Source organism: Baekduia soli (genome assembly GCF_007970665.1).
GTDB lineage: Bacteria > Actinomycetota > Thermoleophilia > Solirubrobacterales > Solirubrobacteraceae > Baekduia > Baekduia soli.
In genome coordinates, this window is the sequence record NZ_CP042430.1 from 840,416 (window position 1) to 867,248 (window position 26,833).

Here is a 26,833-nt window from a genome sequence, read left to right on the forward strand (position 1 = left end):
GAGAGGACGCGCCGCGCGGGCGCGGGCGGCCGGTCAGCCGGTGAAGAGGATCGTGTAGTGCTGGGTGTTGTTGTCGGTCTTCTTCTCGCCGGGGACCGGCGCGACGGCGACGGTCATCGTCGCCGACGTGCCGCGCGGCGGGACCGTGCTGAGCTGCAGCGTGACCGTGGCGTTCGTGCCGGCCTTGGTCTGGTTCAGCCGCTTCTTGACCGAGATGTTCTTGGGGCCGCCGGTGACCTTGACCGAGACCGTGACGTTGGTCTCGTCGTTCTGGCCCTGGTTGGCGAACGTGACGTCGACGGGCAGCGGGGCGGTCGCCGGCACGCGGTTGACGATGGTCCCCGGCTGCAGCGTCACGGAGCCCGCCGTGACGCTGACGAGGCCGTGACCGTGGGTGCCCGGCCTGGGCTGGCCGGCCTTGGCGCCGCTGCTGACCCCGGCGTCGGGGTTGAGCTTGTCGCCGACCTGGCCGGGATCGAGCCAGCCGATGCTCGGCAGGAACTTGGATCCGGCGATGGTCTGGTCGCCGATGCCGTTGCGGTCCAGCGCCTGGCGGATGAGCGGCGCCACGCGCTGGGAGTAGATCACGTCGGAGGCCAGGAACGCCTGCATCTGCCCCGTGATCGTGTTGATCGCGGCCACCGCGCTGGGCTGGTTGCTCAGCGCCTTGGTGATCTGGTCGGCGATCTTGCGCACGCCCTCGGCCCGGAGGTCCAGGGCCAGCTCGAGGTCGCGCTGGGCCGCCTTGGTCTCCGTGTCGCCGGGCGGGCTGAGCGCGCGGGCCCGCTTGGCGTCCTCCTCGGCGACGATCCGCACCTGCTGGACGGCGACCTGGACGTCGGCGGCCTGGCCCCCGCCGCCGAGCACGTCGAAGAGCTGCTTGGAGACCTGGTCGTCGGAGCTCTGGATGACCGAGGCGACGTCGCGGTTGTAGTTCTTCAGCGCCGTCTTGTGGCGGCTGCTGGCGCAGCTCTTGAAGAGGAAGATGAGCAGCAGCGCGACGACCGCGAGGACGGCGAAGAAGCCGATCCGCCGCTTGGCGACGACGTCGGGCCTGGGTGCGGCCGCGGTCCCTCCTCCGCGCGGCGCGGGACGGCGCGGGCGGGCCGGCCTGGTGACTCGGGTGGGCTCGTCGGGCTCGTCGTCGAAGAAGGACACGTCCGCTCCTGGTCGCGCGGGCGAAGGGGCCAGTATGACCGGCGCGGCCGTTGTCACGCCCTGGTGCAAGTTCGCGCCCGTGCGCAGGACCCCTGCATCGGGCCCGGAACGGGGAGTCGGTGGAGACCGCCGAGCACCTGACCTCGAGCCCCGCCTCCGAGCCCGCGGAGGTGGTCCTGGACCGTTACCGCCTGCTGAGGCGGCTCGGCGGGGGCGGGTTCGGCGTGGTGTGGCTGGCCCACGACCTCAAGCTCGACCGGGCCGTCGCGGTCAAGCGGATCCCGACCGGCGACGCCGGCACCGCCCAGCGCGCCCGGCGCGAGGGCGTCGCCGCCGCGCGCCTGCAGCACCCGGCGATCGTCGCGCTGCACGAGGCGGGCGCCGACGAGGAGGCCGTCTACCTCGTCTCCGAGCTCGTCCACGGCGAGACCTACGCGCGGCTGCTGGCCGACGGCGAGCTGTCCGACCGCGACGTCGTGGCGATCGGCGTCGCGCTGTGCGACGCGCTGGCCCACGCCCACAAGCGCGGCATCATCCACCGCGACGTCAAGCCCGCGAACATCCTGATCCCCGAGGCCGGGCCCGACGGCACGACCGACGGCGGGCCACCGGCCAAGCTCACCGACTTCGGCGTGGCCCGCATCGCCGGTGACGACGCGCTGACGCGCACCGGCGACGTCGTCGGGACGCTGGCCTACATGGCGCCCGAGCAGGCCGACGGCGGCGACGTCGGTCCAGCAGCCGACCTCTACGCGCTGGCGCTCTGCCTCTACGAGGGCCTGTCGGGCGTCAACCCGGTCCGCGCGCGCGGCGCCGGGGCCACCGCACGCCGGGTCGGCCGGCGCCTGCCGCCGCTGGGCCGCCTGCGCCGCGACCTCCCGCTCGAGCTCTGCGAGGCCATCGACGCCGCCGTGTGGCCCCGTCCCGAGGACCGCGGCACGCTCGCGGACCTGCGCCGCGCGCTGGCCCGCGCGCTGGCCGACGTCGACGACGAACCGGGGACGATCGCCGGCGGGGCGCTGGAGCCGATCGCCGCCGTCGCGCCCCCGGTGCGCAGCGGGCTGCCCGCCCGCGCGGCCGCCGCGGCCGCGACGGGCGGCCTGACGGCCGCGGCGCTGCTCGGGCTGCCTCCCCCCGACGCCCCCGTCGCGCCGGCCACCGGCGCCCTGGTGGCCGCCCTGGCGGCGATCCTGCTGCCGCGCCTGGCCTGGACGGCCGCGGCGGCGGCCGTCGTCGGGTGGCTCGCGGGTCCGGCGCCCGACCGCGCCTGGCTCGTCGGCGCGGCCGTGCTGCCCGTGCCGATGCTGCTGCGCGGCGCGCCCGCGCCGGCCTGGTCGCTGCCGGCGGCCGCCCCGCTGCTCGGGCTGGCGGCGATCGCGGGTGCGTTCCCCGCCCTGACGGGGCGGATGGCGCGCCCGCTGCACCGCGCCGCCGTGGGGGCGCTCGGGGCCTGGTGGCTCGCGCTGGCCGAGGTGCTGACGGGCCGGCGGCTGCTGCTCGGCGCCCCCGCGGGCGCCCACGGGGGCTGGGACGCGGTCACGGCCGTGGCCAGTGGCCCGACCGTCGCCGTCGCGGGCGTGTGGGCGGTCGCCGCGCTTCTGCTCCCGGCGTTCGTGCGCGGGCGCGTCCCGGCGGCCGATGTCGTCGGCGCCGTGGCCTGGGCGGCGGGGCTGGCGGCCGCCGTGCAGGCCGTCAGCACGGCGCCGACGGGCAGGGTCGTGGCGGGCGCGGTGGCGGCGGGCGCGATCGCGCTTGTCGTGCGACGTCACGTGGCCAGCCCGGCGCACGTTTCGCTTGCGTAGCATGGATCACCGCCCCCACCCCGTGTGGGCGGTCTCCCCGACGGGGAAGTACGTCCCTCCTGGCATGAGCGTCCTCCGCAGTCTCGAAGAGAAGATCGCCGGCCTCGTCGAGGGGACGTTCGGCCGCGTCTTCAGGTCGGAGGTCCGCCCCGTCGAGCTGGCGCGCAAGCTCGCCAAGGAGATGGACGAGCACCGCACGGTCTCCGTGTCGCGCACCTACGTGCCCAACGAGTACGTCGTCTGGCTCTCGCCGCAGGACCGCGAGCGCTACGAGGGTGTCGAGGCGTCGGTCATCGACGAGCTCGGCGCCTACCTGCTCGAGCACGCCCGCCGCGAGCGCCTCGTGCTCGTCAGCCGCCCGCAGATCGAGTTCCGCACCGACGAGCGCCTGGCCCTGGGCGAGTTCGGCATCCAGGCGCGCCTGGTCGAGCCCGCCGGCGGTGCGTCGGCCGGAGCCGCCGCCGCGCCCCCGCGGCCCGCGGACATGGGCCACACGATGGTCTACTCCTCCAGCGACCGCCACCAGTCGGCGCTGGAGGAGGTCGGCTCGGGCGCCGGCGTCGCCCGCCGCCACGCGGTCGTCGTCGCCGACGGCAAGCGGCTGGTCGTCCCGTCCTCGGGCGCCCTGCTGGGCCGCAGCCGCGAGTGCGACATCGTCCTCGACGACTCCAACGTGTCGCGCCGCCATGCCCAGATCTCTCCGAGCGGCCCGGGATGGCTGATCCAGGACCTCGGGTCGACGAACGGCGTGCGCGTCAACGGCCGCCGGGTCGACGGCCCCCACCCGCTGGAGAGCGGCGACCGCGTCGAGCTGGGCACCGTCGACATCGGGTTCGAGGTCGAGTAGCCGTGCTGGATCCCGTCGCCGTCGCGCTGAAGTTCGGCTTCCTGGCCATCCTCTACCTGTTCCTGCTCTGGGTCTCACGCAACGCGCTCAAGGACCTGCGGCGCACGTCGGCGACGATCTCGCCCCAGGGCTACACGCCGGCGCCGCCGCCGGCCGACGCGACGGGCATCTACTCGCCGACCGCGGCGGGCCGGGGACCCGAGGGCGAGCCCGACCCGCGCCTGGTGGTCGAGCGCGCGCCCGGGCACGTGGCGGGCATGGAGTACGAGGTCGGGGAGGGTGCCGTGCTCGGCCGCGGCGACCAGGCCGAGATCCGCCTGGAGGACCCGTTCGCCTCCTCGCGCCACGCCCGGCTCGTGCGCCAGGGCGGGGTCATCGTGCTCGAGGACCTCGGGTCGACGAACGGCACCTACCTCAACGAGGAGCTGCTCAGCGGCCCGCAGCCCCTGCATCCCGGCGACCGCGTGCGCATCGGCGACAGCGAGTTCACGTTCCTGGACCGGTAGCCGTGCTCCGCGTCGCCGATCACGCCGCCCGGACCGACACGGGCCGACAGCGCCCCGCCAACGAGGACAGCTACTGGGTGAGCGCCCCGCTGTTCGTCCTCGCCGACGGCATGGGCGGCGCCCAGGCGGGCGAGGTCGCCTCGCAGACCGCGGTCGAGGTGTTCAAGGGCGGCCTGCCCGACGGCCCCGGATCGGCCGAGGAGCGCCTGGCCGGCCTCGTCGAGCGCGCCAACGCCGCGGTGCACGCCCTTGCGCAGGCCGACGAGCAGCACGCCGGCATGGGGACGACCCTGACCGCGGCCTACGTCGCCGAGGACGACCTCGCGATCGCCCACGTCGGCGACAGCCGCTTCTACGTCCTGCGCGACGGCGAGCTCTCCCAGCTGACCGACGACCACTCGCTCGTCGGCGAGCTGGTGCGGCGCGGGCAGATCAGCGCCGAGGAGGCCGAGGACCACCCGCAGCGCTCGATCATCACGCGGGCGCTGGGCATCGAGGGCGAGGTCGTCGTGGACCACCTCACCTGGCCCGTGCGCGACGGCGACGTGTTCCTGCTGTGCTCCGACGGCCTGACCTCGATGGTGCACGACGCCGAGGTCGCGCGCATCATCTCCGCGGCCGGCAGCCTCGGCGAGGCGGCGTCGCGGCTGGTCGCCGCCGCCAACGGCGCCGGCGGCCGCGACAACATCACGGTCGTCCTGTTCCGCGTCGAGGAGATCACCCCCGGCGAGGGCGGCGTGCTGGGCAGCCAGCGCACGATGGCCGGCGCCGCGGCGCCGAGCGCCGAGGAGATCCGCGCGGCCGCGCCCGCCCCGACGGCGCGCGGCGCGGTGCAGGCCGCCGAGCGCCCCGTGGTCGCGCCGCGGGCCCCGCGCCCGCCCCAGGGCGGGCGGCCGGGAGGCCCTTCCGTGCGCCGGCGGCGGCGCTGGAGCGGGCCGCTCAAGGCGCTGACCGCCGTCGTGGTGCTCCTGGCGATCGTCGCCAGCGGCGCGTGGATCGCCAGCCGGGCGGTCTACTTCGTCGCCACCGACGACGACGGCTACGTGGCGCTCTACCAGGGCCTGCCCTACGACCTGCCGGGGCTGAGCCTCTACCAGCAGCAGTTCATCAGCGGCGTGCCGGTGCAGACGCTGTCGCCCCGCGTCCGCGACACCGTGACCGCGCACAAGCTTCGCTCGCAGCACGACGCCGTCGATCTCGTCCGTCAGCTCGAGCGCGGCGACCTGGCCGGGCAGTCCTAGCCGGATGAGCGCCCGCAACCGCGAGCTGTTCGCCCTCATTCCCGCGGCCCTGCTGGTCAGCGCGGGGTTCGCCGCCGTGTTCCTGTCGCGCGACGACCTCCTCGGCGGGCTGAGCGGCACGAACCGCGTCTCCAACGTGTCGCTGACCTACGGTGCGATCTTCCTCGGCCTGTGCGTCGCCGCGCACCTGGTCCTGCGCGTCACGCTGCGCCACGCCGACCCGTACCTGTTCCCGCTCTGCGCGCTGCTGGCCAGCTTCGGGCTCGTCGAGATCTACCGGATCGACGACGGGCTGGCCCGGCTGCAGGCCCAGTGGTTCGTCATCGGGCTCATCCTCTTCGCCGGTACGATCATCCTGCTGCGCGACTACCGGCGGCTGGAGCGCTACCGCTACCTCATCGCGATCGGCGGCATCGCGCTGCTGCTGCTGCCGCGCGCGTTCCCGCCGGTCAACGGCGCCTACCTGTCGATCCGCATCGGCTCGCTCAGCGTGCAGCCCGCCGAGTTCGCGAAGATCGCGATGGTCATCTTCCTGGCCAGCTACCTGCGCGACACGCGCCAGCTGCTCGTGACCGCCGGGCGCCGCGTGGTGGGCGTGACGATCCCGCCGCTCAAGCACTTCGGGCCCCTGCTGGTGATCTGGGGCACGTCGATGCTGCTGCTGTTCTACATCCGCGACATCGGCTCGTCGGTCATGTTCTTCGGGGCCTTCCTGGCGATGATCTACGTCGCGACCGACCGCCTGTCCTTCGTCGTGGTCGGCGTCGGGATCTTCGCCCTGGGCGGCTACCTCGTCGCGGGCCACATCGGCCACATCGCCGACCGCGTCGACGCCTGGCGGCACCCGTTCGACCCCAAGCTCCTGCAGCGGGCCTCCGGCGGCAGCTACCAGCTGGCCCAGGGGCTGTGGGCCCAGGCCGACGGCGGCGTGCTCGGGCAGGGCTTCGGCCAGGCCGTCCTGCGCATCTCGGGCAACCCCGAGTGCGTCTCGACCGTCGACTGCTCCCTGCTGCCCGCGCCGCACACCGACTTCATCTACGCCGTCATCGTCAACGAGCTCGGCCTGGCCGGCGCCGCGGGCCTGCTCGGCGTCTACCTGCTCGTCGTCCAGCGCGGCTTCAAGATCGCGATGCTCGCGCGCGACTCGTTCTCCAAGCTGCTGGCCACCGGCCTGACGTCGGTCTTCGCCATCCAGGTCTTCGTCATCGTCGGCGGCGTCACCAAGCTCATCCCGCTGACCGGCGTGACGCTGCCGTTCGTCTCCTACGGCGGCTCGTCGGTGCTGGCCAACTTCGTGCTGCTGGCGCTGCTGCTGCTCGTCAGCGACCGCGCCCGGCGCCCGGACACGGGAGCCGGGGCATGAACAAGCCCATCGGCCGCCTGTTCGCCGCGGCGCTGCTCATGTTCGGCGCGCTGCTCGTCTCGACCTCGTGGTGGACGGTCGTGCGCGCCGACCGGCTCGACCACGACACGGCCAACCACCGCGGCGTGCTGCGTGCGCTGAAGATCCGCCGGGGCCTCATCCGCGCCGACGACGGGACCGTGATCGCACGGTCCACGCGCGACGCCGAGGGCGTCTACCACCGCTCCTACCCGACGGGCGCGCTGTTCGGGCACCCTGTGGGCTACTCCTACGCCGGCATCGGCCAGACCGAGCTCGAGCGCGAGCGCAACGACGAGCTGACGGGCCGGACCAACGCGATCACGACGACCGTCGACCAGCTCCTCGGGCACAAGGCCGAGGGCGACGACGTCCGCACGACGCTGGACCCCAAGGCCCAGCGCATCGCGCTGGACGAGATCGCGCAGGCCGGCAGGAGCGGCGCCGCGGTGGCGCTGGACCCGCGCACCGGCGCGGTCAAGGTCATGGCGTCCACGCCGACCTACGACCCCAACGTCATCAAGGACAGCAAGGCGCTGGCCGCCGCCAACCGCGACGAGAGCCGCAAGCCGCTCGTCAACCGCGCGCTGCAGTTCGGCTACGCGCCCGGCTCGACGTTCAAGGTCGTCACGTCGACCGCCGCGATCGACACGGGGCGCTTCACGCCCCAGTCCCAGGTCGACGGCAAGAACGGCGTCAAGATCTCCGGCGTGCCGCTGGCCAACGACTTCGGGCGCTCCTTCGGCACGATCGACCTCAAGACCGCGCTGGCCCAGTCGGTCAACACGGTCTTCGCGCAGGTCGGCGAGCAGCTCGGCAAGGCGACGATGAAGCGCTACATGGAGCGCTTCGGCTTCGACAGCAAGCCGCAGCTGGACTACCCCGCCGACTCCATGTCCGCGAGCGTGGTCGCGCCCGATCCGCCGCGCCACGCCGTGCCGCCGACGTCGAAGTACGTCGACGTCGGGCGCATGAGCATCGGCCAGGGTGGGCTGGAGGCCACGCCGCTGCAGATGGCCCAGGTCGCCGCCGCGGTGGCCAACGGCGGGCGCCTGATGAAGCCGCACCTGACCGACAAGGTCGTCGACCGCGACGGGCGGACGGTCAAGACCGTCGGCGCGCAGCTGCAGTCCACCGTGATGAAGCCGTCGACGGCCGCCGCCGTGACCGACATGATGATCGCGGTGGTCCAGAGCGGGACCGGCACGAAGGCCCAGATCCCCGGCACGCAGGTGGCGGGCAAGACCGGCACGGCCGAGACCGAGTTCGGGGACAAGATCAACAACGTGTGGTTCATCGGCTTCGCCCCCGCCGAGAACCCGCGGATCGCCGTCGCGGTGACGGTGGCGGGCGTGACCGGCTTCGGCGGCGACTTCGCCGCGCCGATCGCGCGGGACATCATGGAAGAGCTGCTGAGATGACGGACGTGCCCGAGACCTCGGCGATCATCGACGGGCGCTACCGCGTGCTGCAGCGCATCGGCTCGGGGGGCATGGCCGACGTCGTCTGCGCCGAGGACCTCCAGCTGGGCCGCAAGGTCGCGATCAAGCTCCTGCACCGCCGCTTCGCCGAGGACGCGGAGTTCGTCGAGCGCTTCCGCCGCGAGGCCTCGTCGGCCGCCGGGCTGCAGCACCCGCACGTCGTCGCCGTCTACGACCGCGGCGAGTGGGACGGCACCTACTACATCGCGATGGAGTACCTGGAGGGCCGCTCGCTCAAGCGCCTCGTGCTCGACGAGGGGCCGCTGGCGCCCGAGCGGGCGATCGACCTCACGACCCAGATCCTCAAGGCCGCGCGCTTCGCCCACAAGCGTGGGATCATCCACCGCGACCTCAAGCCCCACAACGTCATCGTCGACGGCGAGGACCGCGCGAAGGTCACCGACTTCGGCATCGCCAAGGCCGGCGCGTCGGACATGACGCAGACCGGGTCGATCATGGGCACCGCCCAGTACCTGTCGCCCGAGCAGGCGCAGGGCTTCGCGGTCAGCGCCCCGTCGGACCTGTACTCGGTCGGGATCATCCTGTACGAGATGCTCACGGGGCAGGTGCCCTTCGAGGGCGAGAGCGCCGTGACGATCGCGCTCAAGCAGGTCGGCGAGGCGCCCGTGCCGCCCTCGGCGATCAACCCGGCCGTGCCCCCCGCGCTGGAGGCCGTGGTCCTGCGCGCGCTGGAGAAGGACCCGGCGCGCCGCTTCGCCGACGCCGACGAGTTCATCGCCGCGCTGCAGGGCGCCGCCGCCGGCATCGCCCCCGCGCCCCCGACGGCGCCGACGCGCGTCGAGGCGCTGCAGCCGACGGGCCCGTTCGTGCCGATCCCGCCCGTCGGGGCCTACCTCGAGCCCGACCCGGTGCGGTACTACGCGCCGCCCCCGCCCTACGTGGAGGAGCCCCCGGTCGACGGCGACGGCCCGAGCCGCTGGTGGGTCGCGCTGCTCGTCGGGCTGCTCGTGGCGGGCGCGATCGTCGCCGTCCTGCTGCTCTTCCAGAAGGACCAGGTCAAGGTCCCCACTGTCGTCGGCGCGCCCCAGGCCGAGGCCGAGCTGCGGCTGAAGAACGAGGGCCTGTCCAGCGACGCGATCCCGAAGGAGAGCGCGACGCAGCCCAAGGGCCAGGTCATCGGCCAGGATCCCGCCGGGGGCTCGCGCGTGGACAAGAACACGGTCATCGACCTCTTCGTGTCCTCGGGCCCGGGCACCGCCGAGATCCCCGACCTGACGGGCCAGCCGCGCAGCGCCGCGCTCAAGGCGCTCCAGGGCCTCGGGTTCCGGACGACCGAGCAGCGCGCCAGCGACGACACCGTCAAGGAGAACCACGTCATCGAGACGCGGCCCGCGTCGGGCGAGCAGCGCGACAAGGGCACGACGGTCGTCGTCGTGATCTCATCCGGGCGCCAGCGCGTGCAGGTGCCCAAGGTCACCGACCTCACCGCGGACGACGCGCGCTCGACGCTGCAGTCGCTCGGCTTCCAGGTCGCGACCAAGCAGCAGGAGGACGACCAGCACGACCCGGGCACGGTCCTGGCCCAGGACCCGGCGCCGGCCACCAGCCTGCCCAAGGGCGCCAAGGTCACGCTCACGGTGGCCCAGCAGCCCAAGCCGGTCGACGTGCCCGACGTCACCGGCCAGGGCCAGAACGCGGCGACCCGGGCCCTGGAGAAGGCGGGCTTCAAGGTGACCGTGACCCAGCAGCCGACGAACAACCTCGACGAGGACCGCCACGTGATCTCGCAGGACCCCGCGACGGGTCAGGCGAAGAAGGGGTCCACCGTGACGATCGCCGTCGGCCAGTTCGATCCCAACCTCAACCCGGAGCCCGGTGCGGGGACGATCCCGAGCGCGGCGACGCCCGGCACGGTGACCACGCCGTGAGGGTCGCGGTGCTGGCCGGCGGCCGGTCCTCCGAGCACGAGGTGTCCCTGGCCAGCGCGGCCTCCGTGCGCGAGGGCCTGCGCGCCGCCGGTCACGAGGTCGTCGCCGTCGAGCTGGCCCGCGACGGCACGTGGTCGTCCGGCGGCGCCGAGCTGGCCCTGCGCGCGGGTCGCGGCCTGCTGGGCTGCGACGTCGTCTTCCCCGTCCTGCACGGCCCCTTCGGCGAGGACGGCACCGTGCAGGGCCTGCTCGAGCTGCTCGACGTGGCCTACGTCGGCTCGGGCGTCATGGCCAGCGCCGTGTGCATGGACAAGGTCGTCTTCAAGGAGCTCATGGCCCGCGCCGGGCTGCCGCAGGTCGGCTACGCCCTGGCCGAGGCCGGGCGTCCGTGCCCCGACGTCGGCGCCCTCGGCCTGCCCGTCTGGGTCAAGCCCGCGCGGCTGGGCTCGTCGGTCGGCATCGTCAGGGTGCAGCGCCACGAGGACCTCGACGCCGCGCTGCAGTCCGCGTTCGCCCACGACGACCGGGTGATCATCGAGGCGGCGGCCACGGGGATCGAGGTCGAGTGCTCCGTGCTCGGCGACACCCACGACGCGCGGGTCAGCGTCCCGGGCGAGATCGTCGTGCTGACGGGCGGCTGGTACGACTACGAGGCCAAGTACACCGACGGCGGCATGCGCCTGGAGGTGCCGGCGCGCATCTCGGAGACGGCGACGGCGACGCTGGGCGAGCTCGCCCGCCGCGCGTTCGCCACCGCGGGCTGCTCGGGCCTGGCGCGCGCGGACTTCTTCGTCGACGGCGAGACCGTGCTGCTCAACGAGCTCAACACGATGCCGGGCCAGACCACCACGTCGGTCTACGGCGTGCTGTGGGAGCGCTCGGGCCTGGCGTACCCCGCGCTGATGGACGAGCTCTGCCGCATCGCGCTGGCCCGCGCGCAGCGCGAGCGCGAGCTGCGCCACTGAGCGCCGGCGTCAGCGGAGGGCGCGGCGGGCGGGGGCGCCACGCCGGCGGAGCGAGGCAGGGAGGCCCATGGGCCCCGGTGGTCGACGCGCGCCGTAGGCCGGATGACGGCGCCGGCGGCCCCGGGTCAGCGGGGCAGCGCGCGGGCGGTGGCGCGCAGACCCTCCCACGGGTCCGCGCCGAGCGCGTGCAGGCGGTCGCGCACGCTGGTCAGCGTCCAGGCGTCGGGCCGCAGGGCGGGGTCCTCGAGCTCCTCCCAGCGCAGGGGCGTGGCCACCGGGGCGTGCGGCCGCGGCCGCGGCGCGTAGGGCGCGACGACGGTCTGGGCGGGCCCGTTGCGCGCCACGTCGACGTAGATGCGCCCACCGCGCTGCTCCTTGCGGAACGCCGTGGTCAGCAGGTCCTCGCCCGCGACGCCCGCGTCGGCCAGGCCCGTGGCGAAGTCGCGCGCCCAGGCCAGCACGTCGGCGGCGGGGCGGGTGCGCCGCAACGCGACGGCGACGTGGACGCCGCGCGAGCCGGTGACCATCGCGAACGGCTCCAGGCCCCGCGCGCGCAGGGCGTCCCCGCAGGCCAGCGCCGCGCGCCGTACGGCGTCGAAGTCCTCGCCGGACGGGTCCAGGTCGATCACGAGGCGGTCCGGGCGGTCCAGGCGGTCGGCGCGCGCGAGGAAGACGTGCGGCGTGACGCAGCCCTGCTGGCCCAGCCACTGCAGCGTGCGCCGGTCGTTGGCCAGGAGCATCGTCACCGAGCCGCCGCGCTTGGGGACCTCGGCGCGGGCCAGCCAGTCCGGGGCGCCGCGCGGCAGCTCCTTCTGGAAGAACCCGCCCTCGGAGACCTCCGCGCGGAACCGCTGCAGGGAGACCGGGCGGTCGCGGACGTGGGGGAGCATGACCGGCGCCACGTCGCCGAAGTAGTCGAAGAGGTCGCGCTTGGTCAGCCCATCGGCCGGCCACAGCAGCCGGTCGGGGTGCGTCAGCCGGACGGCGCTCACTGGAAGAGCAGGACCTCGGAGATCTCGGCCTTCGTGCGGCCCGGCGGGAGCTTGGTGATCCAGACGAGGTAGTAGCGGAAGCGCTGGCGGGCCGTGTCGAGCTGGACCCGCTGGCGCTTGGCGGTGATCGTGAAGTCGGCCACGCGCTGCCACCCGTCGAGCGTCTTGGGCGGCCCGGAGCTCGCCACGTAGATCTGGCCCTCCCAGCCCGTGACGGGCGAGCGGATCTCCATGACCCGCGCCGCGGCGCTCGGATGGGCGTCGACGTAGATGCCCACGCCCTTCTTGCCCGACGCGAACACGCCGTTCTGGTAGCTCTCGGTCGACCAGGTCGAGTTCGGGTCGCGGTCGATGATCGCCCGGACCTGATCGTGGTGCTCCTGGCCGTCGCCGGGCGGTGGGTCGAAGTCGCCGGCGCCGCTCTGGGCCAGCGAGACCGACCGCAGGCCAGGGGGCGCCACGACGTTGCGCGGCTGGCCCGTCCCGCGCTGGGTGCGGTCGGCCAGCAGGACGATGGCCAGCACCACGACGCCGGCGACGGCCGCCAGCGCCAGCAGCAGCCGGACGGGATGCGTGACCCGCACGGGCAGGCGCCGCCGCGCCGACGGGGGCAGCGTGCGCAGCACGGCCGTGGCCTGGCCGGTCGCCTGGCCGCTGCGCGCGGTCTCGATGGCCAGGACGTCCTCGAGGTCGGCGATGAACGCGCGGTCGTCGGCGTAGCGGTGGTCGAGGTCCTTGGCCGTGGCGCGGTCGAGCACCGCCGCCAGCGCGCTGGAGACCTCCGGGCGGCGCATCTGCACGTCGGGCAGCTGCTCGCGGACGTGCTTCATCGCCACCGCGACCTGGTTGTCGCCCTTGAACGGGACGTCGCCCGTGAGCATCTCGAAGAGCACGATGCCCAGCGAGTACAGGTCGCTCTGCCCCGTGACCGGGTGGCCGAGCGCCTGCTCGGGCGAGACGTAGTCGGTGGTGCCGAGCACCCGCCCGTCGGCGGTCAGGCCCTCCTGGTCCAGCGTCCGCGCGATGCCGAAGTCGGTGACCTTCGCCGAGCCCTCCTCGTCGACCAGGACGTTCTGCGGCTTGACGTCGCGGTGCACGATGCCGCGCTCATGGGCGATGCCCAGGGCGCGGGAGATCTCGATCGCGTAGGCGACGGCCTCCGAGACCGGCAGGCGCCCGAAGCGCCGGATGCGGTCCTTGAGCGTCTCGCCCTCGACGTACTCGAGCACGATGTAGGGCGTGTTGTCGTCCTCGCCCGCGTCGATGACCGTGACGATGTGCGGATGGTTGAGCTGGGCGACGGCCCGCGCCTCGCGGCGGAAGCGCTCGAGCTGGTCGGAGTCCGAGGCGATCTCGCGGTGCATGAGCTTGATCGCGACCTGACGCTCGAGCACGGTGTCGAAGGCGCGGTAGACCGTCGACATCCCTCCCGTTCCGATCTGGGCGTCGAGCCGATACCGGCCGTTGAGCAGGGTGCCGACCTGCGAGCTCACGTCTCTATTGTGCTGCCGCGGAGGAGGAAGTGGTGATGGAGGGTGGATTCGCCACCCAGGGCAGGATCACCTACGTACCCGCTCCGGCGCGCCGGCAGGGCGCGACGCGTGTGGGCCGGCGGCGGGCCACCGACCCGCCCGTCCGCCTAGGGCAGCGGAGGAGGGTCGGTGGCGGGGCGCGACGGCCGGCCGGGCACTAGCCCAGCAGCTTCAGGACGCTCTGCGGGGCCTGGTTGGCCTGCGAGAGCATGGCCGTGCCGGCCTGCTGGAGGATCTGGTTCTTGGTCAGGTTGACCATCTCGTCGGCCATGTCGACGTCGCGGATGCGCGACTCGGCGGCGGTCAGGTTCTCCTGGTAGGTCGCCTGCAGCGCCAGGGTGTGCTCGAGGCGGTTCTGGACCGCGCCGAACCCGGCGCGCGCCGTGCTGACGGCGGTGATGGCCGCGTCGATCTCCGACAGGTCGACCGCGTTGGCCGTGTCGAGCTGGTAGTAGGAGGTGCCCAGCGTGGAGGCCAGGTCGATCGTCGAGACGCCGATGACCTCGCCGTCGTTGGCGCCGACCTGGAACGACACGGTGCCCGTGGCGTTGAGCAGGTGCAGGTTGTCGAACTGGGCCTGCGCGCCGATGCGCGAGATCTCCGAGGCGAGCTGGTTGACCTCGTTCTGGACCGCCGAGCGGGCGTTGCTGTCCAGCGAGCCGTTCTTGTACTGCACGGCCAGCTCGCGGATGCGCTGCAGCATGGAGTGGACCTCGTCGAGGTTGCCCTCGGCGGTCTGCACCATCGAGACGCCGTCCTGGATGTTGCGCTGGCCCTGGGCCAGGCCGCGGATCTGGGCCCGCATGGACTCGGAGATGCCGAGGCCGGCGGCGTCGTCGGCCGCGCTGTTGATGCGGTAGCCGCTGGAGAGCTTCTCCATCGACTTGCTGATGGCCGAGCTCGTGGTCTGGAGGTGACGCGAGGCATTCATCGCCTCGATGTTCTGGGTGATGCGCATGGACATCCGTGGGTCTCCGATCTGGGTGCCGTGGAGGGAGTGGTGCGTGAGGGAGCTGGAACTGCGGGGTGCTGCTCAGGACTTCTTGCTGGGCGTCGGGACGTCGTCCGGGAGCTGGGCGACGTCGGACGCTGCGGCGGCGCGGTTCTCCGCCTGGACGGCCGCCCAGATCTCCTCCCGGTACACGGGAATCGACTTGGGGGCGGCGATGCCGATGCGCACGCTCGAGCCACTGACCTCGATGATCTCGACCACGACATCGTCACCGACCATGATCTTCTCGCCAGGGCGACGGGTGATGATGAGCATTGGGGGACTCCTCCTTGGAGACGGATCAGTTGGGCGAGCGTACCGAGGGCGCTAGGCGGCCCTGGAGGGCTCTTCCTGGAGGCCCGCGAAGAGCGGGGCGCGGACCGGGGCGATGGCGGCCTGGTTGATGACCTGGTGGCCCTGGTTGCCGACCACGAGGATCGGGGCGCGCAGGTTGGCGCAGAAGTCGTCGAGGGCCGGCGCGGAGCGGACGGTCACGTAGATCGACGCGTCCTCGGGGCCGGAGATACCGAGGCGCTCGGCCTCGTCGTCGCCGAGCTCGATCTCGTAGTCCTCGAAGAACCGCCAGGGGTTCGTGACGGGGACCGCGAGGTCGGGGTCGTCCATGGAGTGCAGCCAGACGAAGGCCGACTCCTCGCTGCGGGCCAGCAGCGCGAAGCGCCGCCCTCCCAGGCCGATGAGGCCGGCCGGGAAGTCGAGGACCGCCTCGGCGGGGATCTGGAGCTCACCGAAGCGGCTCGACTGAAGGATCACGTTCATGGGTGAGTCGCCTCCATGGGTGGGGGTGGCCAGCCTGCTCATCGGAGGAAGTCCACGAGGGACGGCTGGATGATCTGCGCGCCGACCTTCAGGGTGGCCTGGTACGCGGACTGCTGGGACGTGTAGTCGGTGAGGGCCTTGGCGAGGTCCACCCCCGTGAGATCGCTGATCCCCTGGGTCGTGAGCTCCTGCAGGTCCTGGAGGCGGCTCGTGGCCGCCTCGGCGCGGTTCAGCGTGATGCCGACCGCGCCGCGCGCGTTGCTCACCGCGGTCTGCACGGTCTGCAGGCGCCCGAGGTCGCTGTTCTGGATCGCGGTGATGTCGGCGGCCGTGCCGCCGCGCAGGTGCGCCGACAGGGTCTGCAGCACGTCGAGCACGCGGCCGTCGGCGGCGCCGGCGCCGCCGCCCAGCAGCGAGGCGCCGGTGAGCGCCTCCGTCGAGCCCGCGGGGGTCGCGCCGACCGCGGCGAACGGCGGGTTGAGCTGCAGGGTGGCGCCCGGCCCGGCCTCGCGGGTGACCGCGCCGGCGTCGCCCTGGTAGGCGTCCCCGGTCGCGTCGGCGTAGGGCGCGACGTCGGACCTGGTGCCCGAGAAGATGTAGGCGTCGCCGACCTTGACGTTGACCGCGTCCTTGGCCGACTTGACGAGCTGGTCGATCTCGTCGGCGATCTGGTTGCGCGCGGCCTGGTTGTTCGTGCCGTTGGCGCCCTGCACCGCGAGCTCGCGGGCCCGCGAGAGGACGTCGTTGACCGACGACAGCGCCGTCTCGGAGGCGCCGAGCCACGAGGTGGCGGTGTTGACGCTCTCCTGGCTGCGCCTGATGCCCTCGAGGTCGCCGTTGCGCAGCCGCTCGGTCGCGGCGGCCACCGGGTCGTCGGACGGGCGGTTGACGCGCCGGCCCGAGGAGATCTGCTCCTGGGTGGTCGCCATGCGCGTGTAGGACGCCTGGAGGTCGGCCAGCACGCGGTTGCCGATGGTGGAGTTCGTGAGCCGCATGACCTAGAGCCCCACCCGTCCGGTGCTGTTGATGAGGGTGTTGAGCATGTCGTCCATCGTGGTCAGCGCTCGGGCGGCGGCCTGGTAGCCGCGCTGGAAGCGCACCATGTTGGCCATCTCCTCGTCCATGGAGACGCCGGAGGTGGACTGGCGCTGCTCGGTGAGCGACCCGAGGACGCGCGTCGTCGTGTCGAGGTCGGCGTCGGCGTTGGCGGTGTCGGCGCCGATGGACTGCACGAGGCCGGCGTAGCCGCGGTCGACCGTGCCGCCGCGCAGCGCGGCGATCGCCGTGGCGACGCTGTTGTCGCCGGCCGGGCCGCCGGAGGCGCCGGCGCTCACGGTGGTCGAGGTCGCCACGACGGCGATGTCGGCCGAGCCCGTGCCGGAGAAGATCGGGGTGCTCGACAGGCCGTTGACCGCGCCGATGACCGAACCGGCGACGCCGTTGAGGGTCGTGCGGTAGGACGCGATCTTGGCGGCGACGTCCTGCAGGCCGCCGAGCGTGCCGCCCGGGGTGGCCGACAGCGTCGCGGCGGTCGGCATCGTGACGGTCGTCTGGGAGACGAGCGGGGTGCTCGCGCCGCCGAAGGAGACCTGGATCATCCCGGGGTAGGCGGGGTTGCCCGAGCCGTCGAGCGTCGGGTCGGGCGTGACCGAGACCTGGCCGTAGCGCGAGAGGTTGTCGAGCAGCAGGTCGCGGCGGTCCAGCAGGTCGTTGTGGGCGACGCCGGCTGCCGTGGCCTGGTTGATCTGGGTGTTGAGCTTGGCCAGCTCGTCGGCGATGGGCCGGATCGGGCCCTGGCTGCCGAGGAGGTCGGAGACCGCCGTGGTGGCCTGCGCTCCGAGGGTCGCGAGGTCGGTGTCCAGGCGCTGGAAGCCGGCGGCGACGGTCTGGGCCGTGCCGACGACGTTGGCCTTGGCCGCATCGCTCTGCGGGTTGGACGACAGCGTCTGCCAGGCGCTCCAGAACGTGTCGAGCTGGGCGCCGAGGTCCGAGGAGCTGCCGCTGCCGAGCGTCGTCTGCACCTGGGCCAGGCGCTGGGCGCCGACCTCGGCCTGGCCGCCGCTCATGTTCTGGGCGCGCCACTGCAGGTCGAGGAAGTCGTCGCGCAGGCGCCGGTAGGTCACCACGTCGACGCCCTGGCCGAGCTGGGCGCCCTGGCCGAGCTGGTTGGCCCCGGCCGGGATGGTCAGCGTCGGGGCGGCGCCCATCACGGCCTCCTGGCGGCTGTAGCCGGGGGCCTCGACGTTGGCGATGTTGTGGGAGGTGACGTCGAGCGCGCGCTGCTGCGCGGTCAGGCCGCGCAGCGCGATGTTCAGCCCGTTGAAGGTCGAGACGCCCATGGCCTAGGCCTCCAGGTCCAGGGAGCGGCGGATGCGGACCGCCTGGGCGGCGGGCGCGAGCGTGGCGCGCATCGTGGCGCCGGGCTCGCTGGGCGGCCGGTAGCCGACGTCCTCGGCGTCGATGCCCAGCTGCCGCGTCAGGTGCGAGAGGAAGGCGAGCTCCTGGCGCATGAGCGCCCGGTTGATCGTGTGCTCGCGCTGGACCTCGGCGAGCATGCCGCGCAGCTCGGCGCTGCGGCCCTTGGCGGCGAGCGCCTCGTCGGGGTGCAGGAGGCGGACGAGCTCGTCGAGCGTGACGGCGTGCGGCGGCAGGCCGAGGCCCTGGCCGGCGGTGGTGAGCAGGCGGACGCGCTCGCGCTCGAGCGTGCTGCGGCGCTCCATCTCGCCCTGCATCTCGGCCAGGCGGGCCAGGACGCCGTCGACGTCGCGGGCGCGGATCGCCGCGCCCTGGCGCAGGACGGCGTCCAGCAGCCGCCGGGCGGAGGCCAGCTGGGCGTCGAGGTGGCGCAGCACGTCGGCGCCGAAGACCGTCGGGGGCGCCGGGGTGAGCGTCGAGCCTGTCACTTGCCCGACTCCTTGAGGTTCTCGGCGATCGTGCGGGCCATGCCCAGGCCGCCCGACTGCATGATGCTGTCGGCCAGCACGCCCGGCAGCATCTGCCGGTAGGTCGTCGTCGCGGCCGAGCTGCCGTCGCCCGAGCCGTCGTCGGCGCCGCCCGAGCTGTCGGGCTGGGCGCTGTCGGAAAGCTGCTGGGTGAGCTGCTGGACGAGCTCGCGCTCGAAGCTCAGCGCCGTCTTGTACCGCGTCTTGTCGGCCTGCGTGCCGGTGCGCACGTCGGCCGGCAGCACGCGGTCGTCGATCGGGGGCAGCGCGCTCATCGTTTCACCTGGTTGGCGATCTCGAGGATCTGGTCCTGCGTCTGGATGGCCTTGCTGGCCAGCTGGAACGCGCGCTGGGCCTCGATCATGTCGGTCATCGCGGTGGCCTCGTCGACGTCGGAGGCCTCAAGGGTGCCCTGGTGGACGATCGTGCCCTTGCCCGCGCCGCGCGCCGCGCCGCTGCCCGTGCCGGGGATGAGCGTGTTGTCGGGGCCGCCCGTCAGCGCGCCGGGCGCGGCGACGTCGAGCAGCGTGAGCCTGCCGTAGCTGCGCCCGCCGATGGAGACCGTGCCGTCGGGGGCGATCCCGATGTTCTCGGGGTCGGTGCCGGCCGGCAGCGTGACGGGCGGCTCCACGTACTCGCCCGTGCTGAGCCTGAGCTTGCCGGTGACGTCGAGGTCGAGGTTGCCGTCGCGCGTGAGCGCCTTGGTGCCGTCGGCGAGCTTGACCTGGATGAAGCCCGGGCCCTCGAGGGCGATGTCCAGAGCACGGCCCGTGCTCTGCAGGGCGCCCTGGCCGGTCGCGCGCCCGATGGGCGTCGCGGCCGAGCCCGCGCCGATGCGGACACCCTGGGCAGCGCCGTATCCCTGCGCGTCGTCGTACACGAGATCGCGGAACGCGACACGCGCGTGCTTGTAGCCCGTCGTGTTCGTGTTCGCGAGGTCGGTCGCGACCGCGTCGAGACGCGTCTGCTGTGCCGCCATGCCGGCGGCCGCCGTGTACATGCCTTCTAGCACTTGATTCCGGGTCTCCTGAAAGGAGGGGTGGAGCTCCGGCTTCCGCCATACGGGCGGTCCAGCCGAACGGGGCTCCTCTGTCCTCCCGGTGATCGGCAAGGACCGAACCGACTTGAATGCGGGGCGTTCTGCACCCGCGCGCGCCGGCCGTGGGTGGACGATCGTCGGGGGAGGCCGGGTCAGCCGGGGAGGTTGCCGACCTGGCCGGCAGCCTGCTGCAGGCTCTGGTCGATCGTCTGGATGGCCTTCTGCCCCGCCTCGAAGGCGCGCAGGGAGGCCATCATGTCGACCATCGTCCGGGCCGCGTCGACGCCCGAGGACTCCAGGCCCCCGGAGACGACGGTGCCGGTCGCGGCGGCGGAGCCCGCCGTGCCGCTGAAGAGCGAGTCGCCCTGCTTGGTGACGCCCGTCAGGGCGAAGCAGCCGACCTTCTTGACGTCGACGGTGCCGTCGGCGCTGAGCTTGACGGGCTGCCTGTCGGTGCCGAGGACCTGCTGGCCCGAGGCGTCGACGAGCGTGCGGTCGGGGGCTGCCTGGAACGACCCGTCCCGCGTGTAGCGGACGCCGTTGGCGGTCTTGATCGCGAAGTAACCCTCACCCGAGACGGCGAGGTCCAGCGGCTGGCCGGTGTCGCGCAGCCCCTCGGGCGTGAGGTCGGTGACGGTCTTGGTGATGAGCGGGCCGGCGCCGAGCGGGCCGACGGTCTGGCCCGTCTTGGTGTTCTGCAGCAGCAGGTCGCCGAATGAGCGCTGGACGCTGCGGTCGGACTTGTAGCCCGGCGTGGCCGCGTTGGCCAGGTCGTTGGCGATCTGGTCCTGGCGGGCCATCTCGGCGACCATGCCGGCAGCGGCGATGTAGAGGCCTCGTTCCATCGATCAGGACAGTCGGTCGTGGTCGGGGATCCTTGAGCATGTTCGACGACCTGCGAACCTCCCGTCCCGATGCCCGGCCCCGTCGACGTCGTCCTGCTGCGCGGACTGCTGCCCGACGTCACGCTGCGCCCCGGGGCGATCCTCAGCGGCCGCGTCCTGGACGCCCGCACGCTCGTGCTCGCCGGCGTGCGCCTCGCCGCCCGGCTGCCCGAGGGCGTGGAGGCCGGCCAGCACCTGCGCCTGCGCGTGGAGGAGGCCGGCAGCGAGCGCATCCACCTGCGCGTCGTCGAGCAGGCGCCGGCCGCGCCGGCCGCGCCGGCCGCGATCCCGCCGGCCGCCTACGCGCTGGCGCTGCCCGGCGGCGCGGCGGCGCGGGTCTTCGTGCAGGAGCGCGAGGACGCCGCCGGCCGCGGCGGGCGGGCCGCGGCCCGCTCGGTGGTCGTGCGCTACGACTCCCCCACGCTCGGGCGGATGGACGTGCGCCTGGACCGCGGGGCGGCCGCGGTGCACGTCAGCGCGGGCGAGGCGGCCGACCGCGTGCGCGGGGCGGCCGACGTCCTGCGCGAGGCGCTGAGCCGCGTGGCCGGCGCGCCCGTCCAGGTCACCGTCCACCCCAGGGAGGAGACGCTGGATGTCCGGGCCTGAGCGCCGGCGGCGGGCCGCGGCGCTGCGCTACGACCAGGAGGCCGGCGGGGCGCCGCGCGTGGTGGCGGCGGGGCCCGGGCTGGTGGCCGACCGCATCCTCGAGCTGGCCCGTGAGCAGGGCATCCCGGTGCGCGAGGAGCCGGCGCTGGTGGAGGCCCTGGCGCGGCTGGAGCTCGAGCAGGAGATCCCCGAGGAGCTGTTCGTCGCCGTGGCCGAGGTCCTCGTGTGGGCCTACGGCCTCGAAGCTGCGGGACGCCCGCCCAGGGGGCGGGGTCCCGGGAGCGGGCGCGCCTGACCCGGCGCGCCCACGCGACAGCGGGGTCCCGTGCCGCTGCCGCGGGGAGGAGCCCTACGCGACGGCGCGGAAGAGCGGCGCGTCGTCGTCGAGCTGCGCGCGCAGCGTCTTCTTGAGCTGGCCGTGGATCTGGCAGACCCGCGACTCGCTGACGCCGAGGATCTCGCCGATCTCGGCCAGCGTCATGTTCTTGACGTAGAGGAGCACCGCGACCTCGCGCTCGCGCTGGGGCAGCCGGGCGAAGGCCTCGCGGAACCTGTCCTTGGCCTGCTCCTTGGCGGCCGCGTGCAGCGGGTCGGCCGACGCGTCGGTCGAGGCGATGGTGTCGATGCGCTCGATCGTGGTCTCGTCGTCGCTGAGGACGAGCGTGTTGAGCGAGGTGAGGTCGGACTGGGTGATCTCGTCGCGGCGCTTGCGCAGCTCGGCGACCGTGGTGCCCATCGACTCGGCGAGCTCGGCCTGCGAGGGCCGGCGGCCGTGCAGCGTCGTGAACTCGTCGGCGGCGCGCTCGATGTCGCGCTCCCAGCGGCGGACGGAGCGGGGGGCCCAGTCCTGGCGGCGCAGCTCGTCCAGGACGGCGCCGTGGATGCGCGTCCAGGCGTACTGCTCCAGCGTGGCGCCCTTGGCCGGGTCGTAGCGCTCGATGGACTGGATGAGCGCCTCGAGGCCGCAGGAGATGAAGTCCTCCACCTCGCAGCGGGCCGGCATCTCGCGGACCTTCTTGTAGACGATGTACTTGACCAGCGGGGCGAAGGTCAGCACGAGGCGGTCGCGCACGGCGCGGTCGTTCGTGCGGCGGTACTCCTTCCAGAGCGCGAGCGTGTCCTCGGAGGAGAGGCGGCGCTTGGAGGTGGTGGCGGTGGCGAGGCTCACGGGTGTGCTCCTTGAACTGGGGGGACGCTGGAGATATCGGCCCACCCCCGAACCTTCCGTATCCCCGGTATCCGGTACCGAGGGGGGGACATGCGGCCAGGCGCGGTCTCCCCACTTCTGGGGATGGTCCCCGGCGAACCTGCAACGAACCTGCAAAAACCTGCACAAGACGAGCCCCGAACCCTCCGCGGCCCGAACGGGTACGGGCTCGCGGTCGTCCGGCCGGCCCCGAACGCCGGCCGGCCGACCGCCCTGCTCAAGGGCCCTGTTCGACGGCCGACGACGGAGGGTGGCGGACACCCACTCCGTCCTCCGATCCCTCCAAGGAGCCCTCAGCACCCATGGCGCTTCGCCTCGTCCAGCCGGTCGACGGACCGGCGGCCACCAAGCCGTCCGCCGCACGCGTCCCGCTCACGGGCCTCCCGGCCGTCGCCCACGTCACCAACCGCGCCGCCGGCCTGCTCGCCGCGCGCGACCTCGACGGCTGGCGCGGCCTGGTCCAGGCCGCCGGCGAGCTGCCCGACGTCCACGACCGCTACCTCGCGCGCCGCCTGCTCCTCGAGTCCACGCTCGGCCAGCGCACGCTCTCGGGCGCGGCCCTGGCCGAGACGTTCCTCGCCGGCGCCCTCGCCGGCCTCGGCGTCCTCGAGCTCGAGCCGCGCGAGCCCGTCCTGCTCAACCTCGCCGGCGTGCTCCTCTACGAGCTCGGCGTCCTCGTCGCCGCCGAGGCGCTCTTCCGCGCCGCCCACCGCCTCGACCCCGAGCTGCCCGACGTGTCGCGCAACCTGCGCGAGTGCCGGCGCCGGCGCAAGCAGGGCGCCGGGCTGCCCCAGGGCCTGCCCGCCACCGTGCTGCGTGCCCTGCGCCCCATCGGCCCGCGCGCCCAGCGCGTCGCCCAGCGCGCGGTGCCCGCCACGGGCCTCACGCTGAGCCTGTGCATGATCGTCAAGGACGAGGAGGCCATGCTCCCGCGCTGCCTGGCCGCCGTCGCCGGCCACGTCGACGAGCTCATCGTCGTCGACACGGGCTCCCAGGACCGGACGGTGGAGATCGCCGAGTCCTTCGGCGCGCGCGTCCTGCACCACACGTGGGACGGCGACTTCGCCGCCGCGCGCAACGTGAGCCTCGAGGCCGCCACGGGCGACTGGCTCATGTACCTGGACGCCGACGAGGTCCTGGTGGAGGGCGACGGTCCCCGCCTGCGCGAGCTGCTCGGCCACACCTGGCGCGAGGGCTTCTTCCTCACGGAGACCAACCACGTCGGCGACCTCGAGGACGGCGCCGCGGTCACCCACAACGCGCTGCGCCTGTTCCGCAACCGACCGGAGTACCGCTTCGAGGGCCGCGTCCACGAGCAGTTCGCCCATCGCCTGCCGAACGTCCCCGAGCGCCTCGAGCCCTCCGGCGTGCGCATCGAGCACTTCGGCTACCTCGGCGCCGTGCGCGACGCCAAGGAGAAGTCGCGCCGCAACCTCGAGCTGCTCGAGCGCCAGATCGCCGACGGCGTCGACACGCCGTTCCTGCACTTCAACCTCGGCTCCGAGCGCGCCGCCTCCGGCGACATCCCGGGCTCGCTGACGCACCTGCGCACGGCGTGGGAGCAGCTGGCCGGCGATCGCGAGCGCACCGTCTACGGCTACTTCCCGTCGCTGTGCTCGCGGTTCGTCAAGGCGCTGGGCGCCAACGGCCTGCACGACGAGGCCCTCGCCGTCGCCGACGAGGCGCTGGGCCTGCTGCCCGGCTTCACCGACGTCGTGCTGGAGCAGGCGATGACCCACCGCCGGCTCGGCGACCGCGACGGCGCGATAGCCCTGTACGAGCGGTGCCTGGAGATGGGCGACGCGCCCGCGCGCTACAGCGCGACCGTCGGCGCCGGGACCTTCCACGCCCGCGTCCTGCTCAGCGAGCTGCTCATCGGCGCGGGCCGGCCGGACGAGGCCGAGAAGCACCTGCACCACGTGCTCGTCCACCACCCGAACTTCATCGGCGGCGTCGAGCCCTACGCCAAGCTGCTCATCCGCCGCGGGGTGCCCGCCGCCGAGGCGGCCGCCCGCGTCCATGCCCTCGTGCCCGAGCCCACGCCGGGCCAGCGCTTCCTGCTGGCCGTGCCGCTCTACGAGGCCGGAGCCGTCGAGGTCGCCGAGACCGAGCTGCGCGCGGTGCTCGCCGCCCAGCCCGGCGCCCACGCCGCGCGGGTCGCGCTGGCCGAGGCCCTGCTGAGCCAGAACCGCCTCGACGAGGCGGCACGCACGGCGCTGGCCGTCGACCCCGAGGCGCTGCACGGCCCGGCGGCCGCCAGCACCGCGCTGTTCGCCCGCCTGGCCGGCCGGGTCCCCGAGGCCTTCGTCGTCGAGGCGCTGCAGTATGCCCGCGAGGCGCGCCTCGGCGAGGCCGAGCTCGCCGCCTTCGGCGCCTGGCACCGCGGCGCACCGGCGCCCGCGTCGGTCCCCGCGGAGGCCGCGAGCCTCGTCGCGGTGATGCTCGAGGCGCTGGCGCGCCTGGAGGACTTCGACGGCTTCGAGCGCCTGGCCGCGGTGGCCGACGCGCTGGCGCTCCCCGAGCGCGAGCGGCGCGAGCTCCTGGCGACCGTGTACCTGCGCCGCGGCTACCTGGACTCCGCCGCGGCCGAGTGGATCGGCGTCGTGGAGCGCGGCGGCCCCGACGAGCGCGCCATGCTCGGCCTCGCGCGGGTCGCCGAGGCCCGCGGTCTGGACGAGGACGCCGAGATCTTCCGCGCCGAGGCCCGCCGTCTCGGAGGCGTCGTCTGACATGTGCGCCGCCACCCCGTCGGAAACTCGGCCGATCGTCCAGGGGCCCGCTCAAGGGTCCCCCTGGGGCACCGATCAGGGAGAGGACAGGGGCGGCCCATGGACGGGCCGGACGTACTTCGAAAGGACGCACATGGAGATCGACGCGACGAAGGGCATCGGACCGGGCACGCACGCCGCTCCGGTCCCGGGCGTCCACGGCACGCACGCAGGGGAGTTCGCGCGGGTCTTCGATCTGGCCGAGGCCCGTCGTCAGCGGATGACCGGGCCGGAGAAGATCCCGGACGAGATCTGGGACGACATCACGCGCGCCGGCCAGCTGGCCGACGACCTGGCCGCCCGCGGCCAGCAGGTCCGCTTCGACACCCACCGGCTCACCGGCGGCGTGGTCGCCTCGCTGTGCGACACCCAGGGCGGCATGCTGCGCCCGGTCTCGCTGCAGGAGCTGCTGGGCTCCGAGCCCGACCCGGCCCCCGCCGCCTAGCCCATGGCCGGCATCCAGCTCAGCGGACTCGTGTCGGGCCTCGACACGCAGAGCATCATCAGCCAGCTCATCGCGGTCGAGTCCCAGCCGCGCACGCGGATCACCCAGCAGCAGGCGCAGGAGACCAAGCGCCAGAGCCTGCTCCAGGACATCGGCACCAAGCTGACGGCGCTCAAGAACGCCAACGACGACCTCAAGTCCGTCCTCACCTGGGCCGACACGCAGACCGTCACCACGACCGACGACTCCAAGGTCGCGGTCTCGCGCACGGGCGGCGCGGCGCCCGGCGGCTACGACCTGTCGATCCAGCGGCTGGCCAGCGCCGAGCGCCACACCTACGCCTTCACCCCGCCGACGGCCGACGGGCCGCTGACCATCCTCAACCAGGACGGCAGCACCCGCACGTCGGTGGCGCTGAAGGCCGGCGCGAGCGTCGACGACGCCGTCGCAGCGATCAACTCGAGCACCGACGCCGGCGTGTACGCCGTCAACGTCAACGGCGACCTCGTCATGGCCGCCAAGACGACGGGCGTCTCCAGCGGGTTCTCGGCCTCGGGCGCCGGCATGGGCAGCGACCTCGAGGCCGTCGCCGGCGCCGACGCGCTGTTCACGATCGGCGCCACGAGCTACCAGCGCTCGAGCAACGTCGTCACCGACGCCCTGCCCGGCGTGCAGCTCACGCTGAAGGCCAAGACCTCCGGCACCGACACGGTCGGCCTGACCGTCAGCGCGCCCGGGCCCGACAAGGCCGGCGTGGTGACCAAGGTCCAGGCGTTCATCACCGCCTACAACGCCGTCGTCGACACGACGCGCGCCGACCTCGCCGACAAGGCCGTCCCGAACCCGCAGACCAACGCCGACGTGACGGCCGGCACGCTCTTCGGCGACTCCGGCCTGTCGGGCATGCTCACGACGCTGCGCACCGCGGTGAGCTCGACGGTGGCCGGCATGACCGGGCTGACGTCGCTGGCCGACCTGGGCATCACGACCGGCGCGGCCAACACCGGCGCGACGATCAACGACGACTCCGTCGCCGGCAAGCTCACGCTGGACACCACCAAGCTCAACGCCGCGCTGGACGCCAACCCGCTCGGCGTGCGGTCGCTGCTGGGCGGCACCACGAACGTCGACGGCTTCTCGCAGGCGTTCAACACGTTCCTGGCGCCGTTCGCGGGCACGAGCGGGCTCATCGCCCAGCGCGTGTCGTCCTCGACGTCGGAGCTGACCGACATCAAGAGCCGCCTCGACGCCTTCGACACGCGCATCAGCGCGCGCCAGGACTTCCTCCAGAAGCAGTTCACCAATCTGGAGACCGTGCTGCAGCAGAGCCAGTCGGTGAACAGCAGCCTCGCCGGCTACCTCTCCTCCAGCGGCGCCTAG

The 26,833-nt window shown here is 73.6% G+C and carries 26 protein-coding genes; 13 read left to right on the forward strand and 13 right to left on the reverse strand.

The window, feature by feature from the left end; translation table 11 throughout:
- Window positions 1-33: 33 nt before the first annotated feature.
- The gene (locus tag FSW04_RS03875) at window positions 34-1,158 is read right to left on the reverse strand and encodes a hypothetical protein (protein WP_146916447.1); all 1,125 of its coding nucleotides are present in this window, start codon (window positions 1,156-1,158) and stop codon (window positions 34-36) included.
- A 119-nt stretch (window positions 1,159-1,277) separates the two neighbouring features.
- Here FSW04_RS03875 and FSW04_RS03880 point away from each other — a divergent pair, with 119 nt between their 5' ends.
- The 8 genes from FSW04_RS03880 to FSW04_RS03915 all read left to right on the forward strand — a co-directional run bounded on the left by FSW04_RS03880 (window position 1,278) and on the right by FSW04_RS03915 (window position 11,270).
- Window positions 1,278-2,960: a serine/threonine-protein kinase gene (locus tag FSW04_RS03880; protein WP_187369232.1), complete on the forward strand. Its 1,683-nt coding sequence runs from the start codon at window positions 1,278-1,280 to the stop codon at window positions 2,958-2,960.
- Window positions 2,961-3,024: 64 nt separating this feature from the next.
- Window positions 3,025-3,807, forward strand: a complete 783-nt coding sequence (locus FSW04_RS03885) for an FhaA domain-containing protein (protein ID WP_187369233.1) — start codon at window positions 3,025-3,027, stop codon at window positions 3,805-3,807.
- Window positions 3,808-3,809: 2 nt separating this feature from the next.
- Entirely contained in the window at window positions 3,810-4,313 is a 504-nt protein-coding gene (locus tag FSW04_RS03890; RefSeq protein ID WP_187369511.1) for an FHA domain-containing protein, read from the forward strand.
- A 2-nt stretch (window positions 4,314-4,315) separates the two neighbouring features.
- Entirely contained in the window at window positions 4,316-5,554 is a 1,239-nt protein-coding gene (locus FSW04_RS03895; protein WP_146916455.1) for a Stp1/IreP family PP2C-type Ser/Thr phosphatase, read from the forward strand.
- A 4-nt stretch (window positions 5,555-5,558) separates the two neighbouring features.
- Entirely contained in the window at window positions 5,559-6,917 is a 1,359-nt protein-coding gene (locus tag FSW04_RS03900; protein ID WP_146916457.1) for an FtsW/RodA/SpoVE family cell cycle protein, read from the forward strand.
- Window positions 6,914-8,356 (forward strand): peptidoglycan D,D-transpeptidase FtsI family protein, encoded by a 1,443-nt coding sequence (locus FSW04_RS03905; protein ID WP_146916459.1) that lies wholly within the window; start codon window positions 6,914-6,916, stop codon window positions 8,354-8,356. Before FSW04_RS03900 ends, FSW04_RS03905 begins: the two co-directional genes overlap by 4 nt.
- The gene (pknB, locus tag FSW04_RS03910) at window positions 8,353-10,305 is read left to right on the forward strand and encodes a Stk1 family PASTA domain-containing Ser/Thr kinase (RefSeq protein WP_146916461.1); all 1,953 of its coding nucleotides are present in this window, start codon (window positions 8,353-8,355) and stop codon (window positions 10,303-10,305) included. Before FSW04_RS03905 ends, pknB begins: the two co-directional genes overlap by 4 nt.
- Window positions 10,302-11,270 carry a D-alanine--D-alanine ligase family protein gene (locus FSW04_RS03915; protein WP_146916463.1) on the forward strand — a complete coding sequence of 323 codons (969 nt, stop codon included), beginning with the start codon at window positions 10,302-10,304 and terminating at the stop codon, window positions 11,268-11,270. The genes pknB and FSW04_RS03915 overlap by 4 nt, the downstream gene beginning before the upstream one ends.
- A 125-nt stretch (window positions 11,271-11,395) precedes the next feature.
- Here the strand turns inward: FSW04_RS03915 and ligD are convergent, their stop codons facing one another.
- From ligD to FSW04_RS03970, 11 genes are all read right to left on the reverse strand, one after another.
- Window positions 11,396-12,262 carry a non-homologous end-joining DNA ligase gene (gene ligD, locus FSW04_RS03920; protein ID WP_146916466.1) on the reverse strand — a complete coding sequence of 289 codons (867 nt, stop codon included), beginning with the start codon at window positions 12,260-12,262 and terminating at the stop codon, window positions 11,396-11,398.
- Window positions 12,259-13,755: a protein kinase domain-containing protein gene (locus tag FSW04_RS03925; protein WP_146916468.1), complete on the reverse strand. Its 1,497-nt coding sequence runs from the start codon at window positions 13,753-13,755 to the stop codon at window positions 12,259-12,261. Before FSW04_RS03925 ends, ligD begins: the two co-directional genes overlap by 4 nt.
- 196 nt (window positions 13,756-13,951) lie before the next feature.
- Window positions 13,952-14,758 carry a flagellin N-terminal helical domain-containing protein gene (locus FSW04_RS03930; protein ID WP_146916470.1) on the reverse strand — a complete coding sequence of 269 codons (807 nt, stop codon included), beginning with the start codon at window positions 14,756-14,758 and terminating at the stop codon, window positions 13,952-13,954.
- 69 nt (window positions 14,759-14,827) lie between these two features.
- The gene (csrA, locus tag FSW04_RS03935) at window positions 14,828-15,061 is read right to left on the reverse strand and encodes a carbon storage regulator CsrA (RefSeq protein ID WP_146916472.1); all 234 of its coding nucleotides are present in this window, start codon (window positions 15,059-15,061) and stop codon (window positions 14,828-14,830) included.
- A 51-nt stretch (window positions 15,062-15,112) separates the two neighbouring features.
- Entirely contained in the window at window positions 15,113-15,562 is a 450-nt protein-coding gene (gene fliW, locus FSW04_RS03940; RefSeq protein WP_187369234.1) for a flagellar assembly protein FliW, read from the reverse strand.
- A 38-nt stretch (window positions 15,563-15,600) separates the two neighbouring features.
- Window positions 15,601-16,557 (reverse strand): flagellar hook-associated protein FlgL, encoded by a 957-nt coding sequence (flgL, locus tag FSW04_RS03945; protein ID WP_146916476.1) that lies wholly within the window; start codon window positions 16,555-16,557, stop codon window positions 15,601-15,603.
- Window positions 16,558-16,560: 3 nt separating this feature from the next.
- On the reverse strand, window positions 16,561-17,901 hold the full coding sequence (flgK, locus tag FSW04_RS03950) for a flagellar hook-associated protein FlgK (RefSeq protein WP_146916479.1): 1,341 nt from the start codon (window positions 17,899-17,901) through the stop codon (window positions 16,561-16,563).
- Window positions 17,902-17,904: 3 nt separating this feature from the next.
- Entirely contained in the window at window positions 17,905-18,465 is a 561-nt protein-coding gene (gene flgN / locus FSW04_RS03955) for a flagellar export chaperone FlgN (RefSeq protein WP_146916481.1), read from the reverse strand.
- Entirely contained in the window at window positions 18,462-18,779 is a 318-nt protein-coding gene (locus FSW04_RS03960; RefSeq protein ID WP_146916483.1) for a hypothetical protein, read from the reverse strand. The genes flgN and FSW04_RS03960 overlap by 4 nt, the downstream gene beginning before the upstream one ends.
- A complete protein-coding gene (locus tag FSW04_RS03965; protein ID WP_187369235.1) occupies window positions 18,776-19,483 on the reverse strand; it encodes a flagellar hook-basal body protein in 708 nt (235 codons plus the stop codon). Before FSW04_RS03965 ends, FSW04_RS03960 begins: the two co-directional genes overlap by 4 nt.
- 212 nt (window positions 19,484-19,695) lie before the next feature.
- Complete coding sequence (locus tag FSW04_RS03970) at window positions 19,696-20,388, reverse strand: flagellar hook-basal body protein (protein WP_146916488.1); 693 nt, start codon at window positions 20,386-20,388, stop codon at window positions 19,696-19,698.
- A gap of 69 nt (window positions 20,389-20,457) precedes the next feature.
- Between FSW04_RS03970 and FSW04_RS03975 the strand changes: the two genes are divergently transcribed.
- Window positions 20,458-21,033 (forward strand): hypothetical protein, encoded by a 576-nt coding sequence (locus FSW04_RS03975; protein WP_146916490.1) that lies wholly within the window; start codon window positions 20,458-20,460, stop codon window positions 21,031-21,033.
- Complete coding sequence (locus tag FSW04_RS03980) at window positions 21,020-21,328, forward strand: EscU/YscU/HrcU family type III secretion system export apparatus switch protein (protein WP_146916492.1); 309 nt, start codon at window positions 21,020-21,022, stop codon at window positions 21,326-21,328. Before FSW04_RS03975 ends, FSW04_RS03980 begins: the two co-directional genes overlap by 14 nt.
- Window positions 21,329-21,382: 54 nt before the next feature.
- On the opposite strand, the gene FSW04_RS03985 is transcribed toward FSW04_RS03980, so the two are convergent.
- Complete coding sequence (locus FSW04_RS03985) at window positions 21,383-22,201, reverse strand: sigma-70 family RNA polymerase sigma factor (RefSeq protein WP_187369236.1); 819 nt, start codon at window positions 22,199-22,201, stop codon at window positions 21,383-21,385.
- Between the two features lie 341 nt (window positions 22,202-22,542).
- Between FSW04_RS03985 and FSW04_RS03990 the strand changes: the two genes are divergently transcribed.
- The 3 genes from FSW04_RS03990 (at window position 22,543) to fliD (ending at window position 26,833) form a co-directional block, all read left to right on the forward strand.
- Window positions 22,543-24,969, forward strand: coding sequence for a tetratricopeptide repeat-containing glycosyltransferase family 2 protein (locus FSW04_RS03990; protein WP_146916497.1), 2,427 nt, complete (start codon window positions 22,543-22,545; stop codon window positions 24,967-24,969).
- A 133-nt stretch (window positions 24,970-25,102) separates the two neighbouring features.
- Window positions 25,103-25,453, forward strand: coding sequence for a hypothetical protein (locus FSW04_RS03995; RefSeq protein ID WP_146916499.1), 351 nt, complete (start codon window positions 25,103-25,105; stop codon window positions 25,451-25,453).
- A 3-nt stretch (window positions 25,454-25,456) separates the two neighbouring features.
- Window positions 25,457-26,833: a flagellar filament capping protein FliD gene (gene fliD, locus FSW04_RS04000; protein WP_146916501.1), complete on the forward strand. Its 1,377-nt coding sequence runs from the start codon at window positions 25,457-25,459 to the stop codon at window positions 26,831-26,833.

Coding starts and splice junctions, on each gene's coding strand:
- FSW04_RS03885 (WP_187369233.1), top strand. CDS start 3,025: ATGAGCGTCCTCCGCAGTCTCGAAGAGAAGATCGCCGGCCTCGTCGAG.
- FSW04_RS03900 (WP_146916457.1), top strand. CDS start 5,559: ATGAGCGCCCGCAACCGCGAGCTGTTCGCCCTCATTCCCGCGGCCCTG.
- FSW04_RS03905 (WP_146916459.1), top strand. CDS start 6,914: ATGAACAAGCCCATCGGCCGCCTGTTCGCCGCGGCGCTGCTCATGTTC.
- pknB (WP_146916461.1), top strand. CDS start 8,353: ATGACGGACGTGCCCGAGACCTCGGCGATCATCGACGGGCGCTACCGC.
- FSW04_RS03930 (WP_146916470.1), bottom strand. CDS start 14,758: ATGTCCATGCGCATCACCCAGAACATCGAGGCGATGAATGCCTCGCGT.
- csrA (WP_146916472.1), bottom strand. CDS start 15,061: ATGCTCATCATCACCCGTCGCCCTGGCGAGAAGATCATGGTCGGTGAC.
- fliW (WP_187369234.1), bottom strand. CDS start 15,562: ATGAACGTGATCCTTCAGTCGAGCCGCTTCGGTGAGCTCCAGATCCCC.
- flgL (WP_146916476.1), bottom strand. CDS start 16,557: ATGCGGCTCACGAACTCCACCATCGGCAACCGCGTGCTGGCCGACCTC.
- flgK (WP_146916479.1), bottom strand. CDS start 17,901: ATGGGCGTCTCGACCTTCAACGGGCTGAACATCGCGCTGCGCGGCCTG.
- FSW04_RS03960 (WP_146916483.1), bottom strand. CDS start 18,779: ATGAGCGCGCTGCCCCCGATCGACGACCGCGTGCTGCCGGCCGACGTG.
- FSW04_RS03965 (WP_187369235.1), bottom strand. CDS start 19,483: ATGGCGGCACAGCAGACGCGTCTCGACGCGGTCGCGACCGACCTCGCG.
- FSW04_RS03970 (WP_146916488.1), bottom strand. CDS start 20,388: ATGGAACGAGGCCTCTACATCGCCGCTGCCGGCATGGTCGCCGAGATG.
- FSW04_RS03975 (WP_146916490.1), top strand. CDS start 20,458: ATGCCCGGCCCCGTCGACGTCGTCCTGCTGCGCGGACTGCTGCCCGAC.
- FSW04_RS03980 (WP_146916492.1), top strand. CDS start 21,020: ATGTCCGGGCCTGAGCGCCGGCGGCGGGCCGCGGCGCTGCGCTACGAC.
- FSW04_RS03990 (WP_146916497.1), top strand. CDS start 22,543: ATGGCGCTTCGCCTCGTCCAGCCGGTCGACGGACCGGCGGCCACCAAG.
- FSW04_RS03995 (WP_146916499.1), top strand. CDS start 25,103: ATGGAGATCGACGCGACGAAGGGCATCGGACCGGGCACGCACGCCGCT.
- fliD (WP_146916501.1), top strand. CDS start 25,457: ATGGCCGGCATCCAGCTCAGCGGACTCGTGTCGGGCCTCGACACGCAG.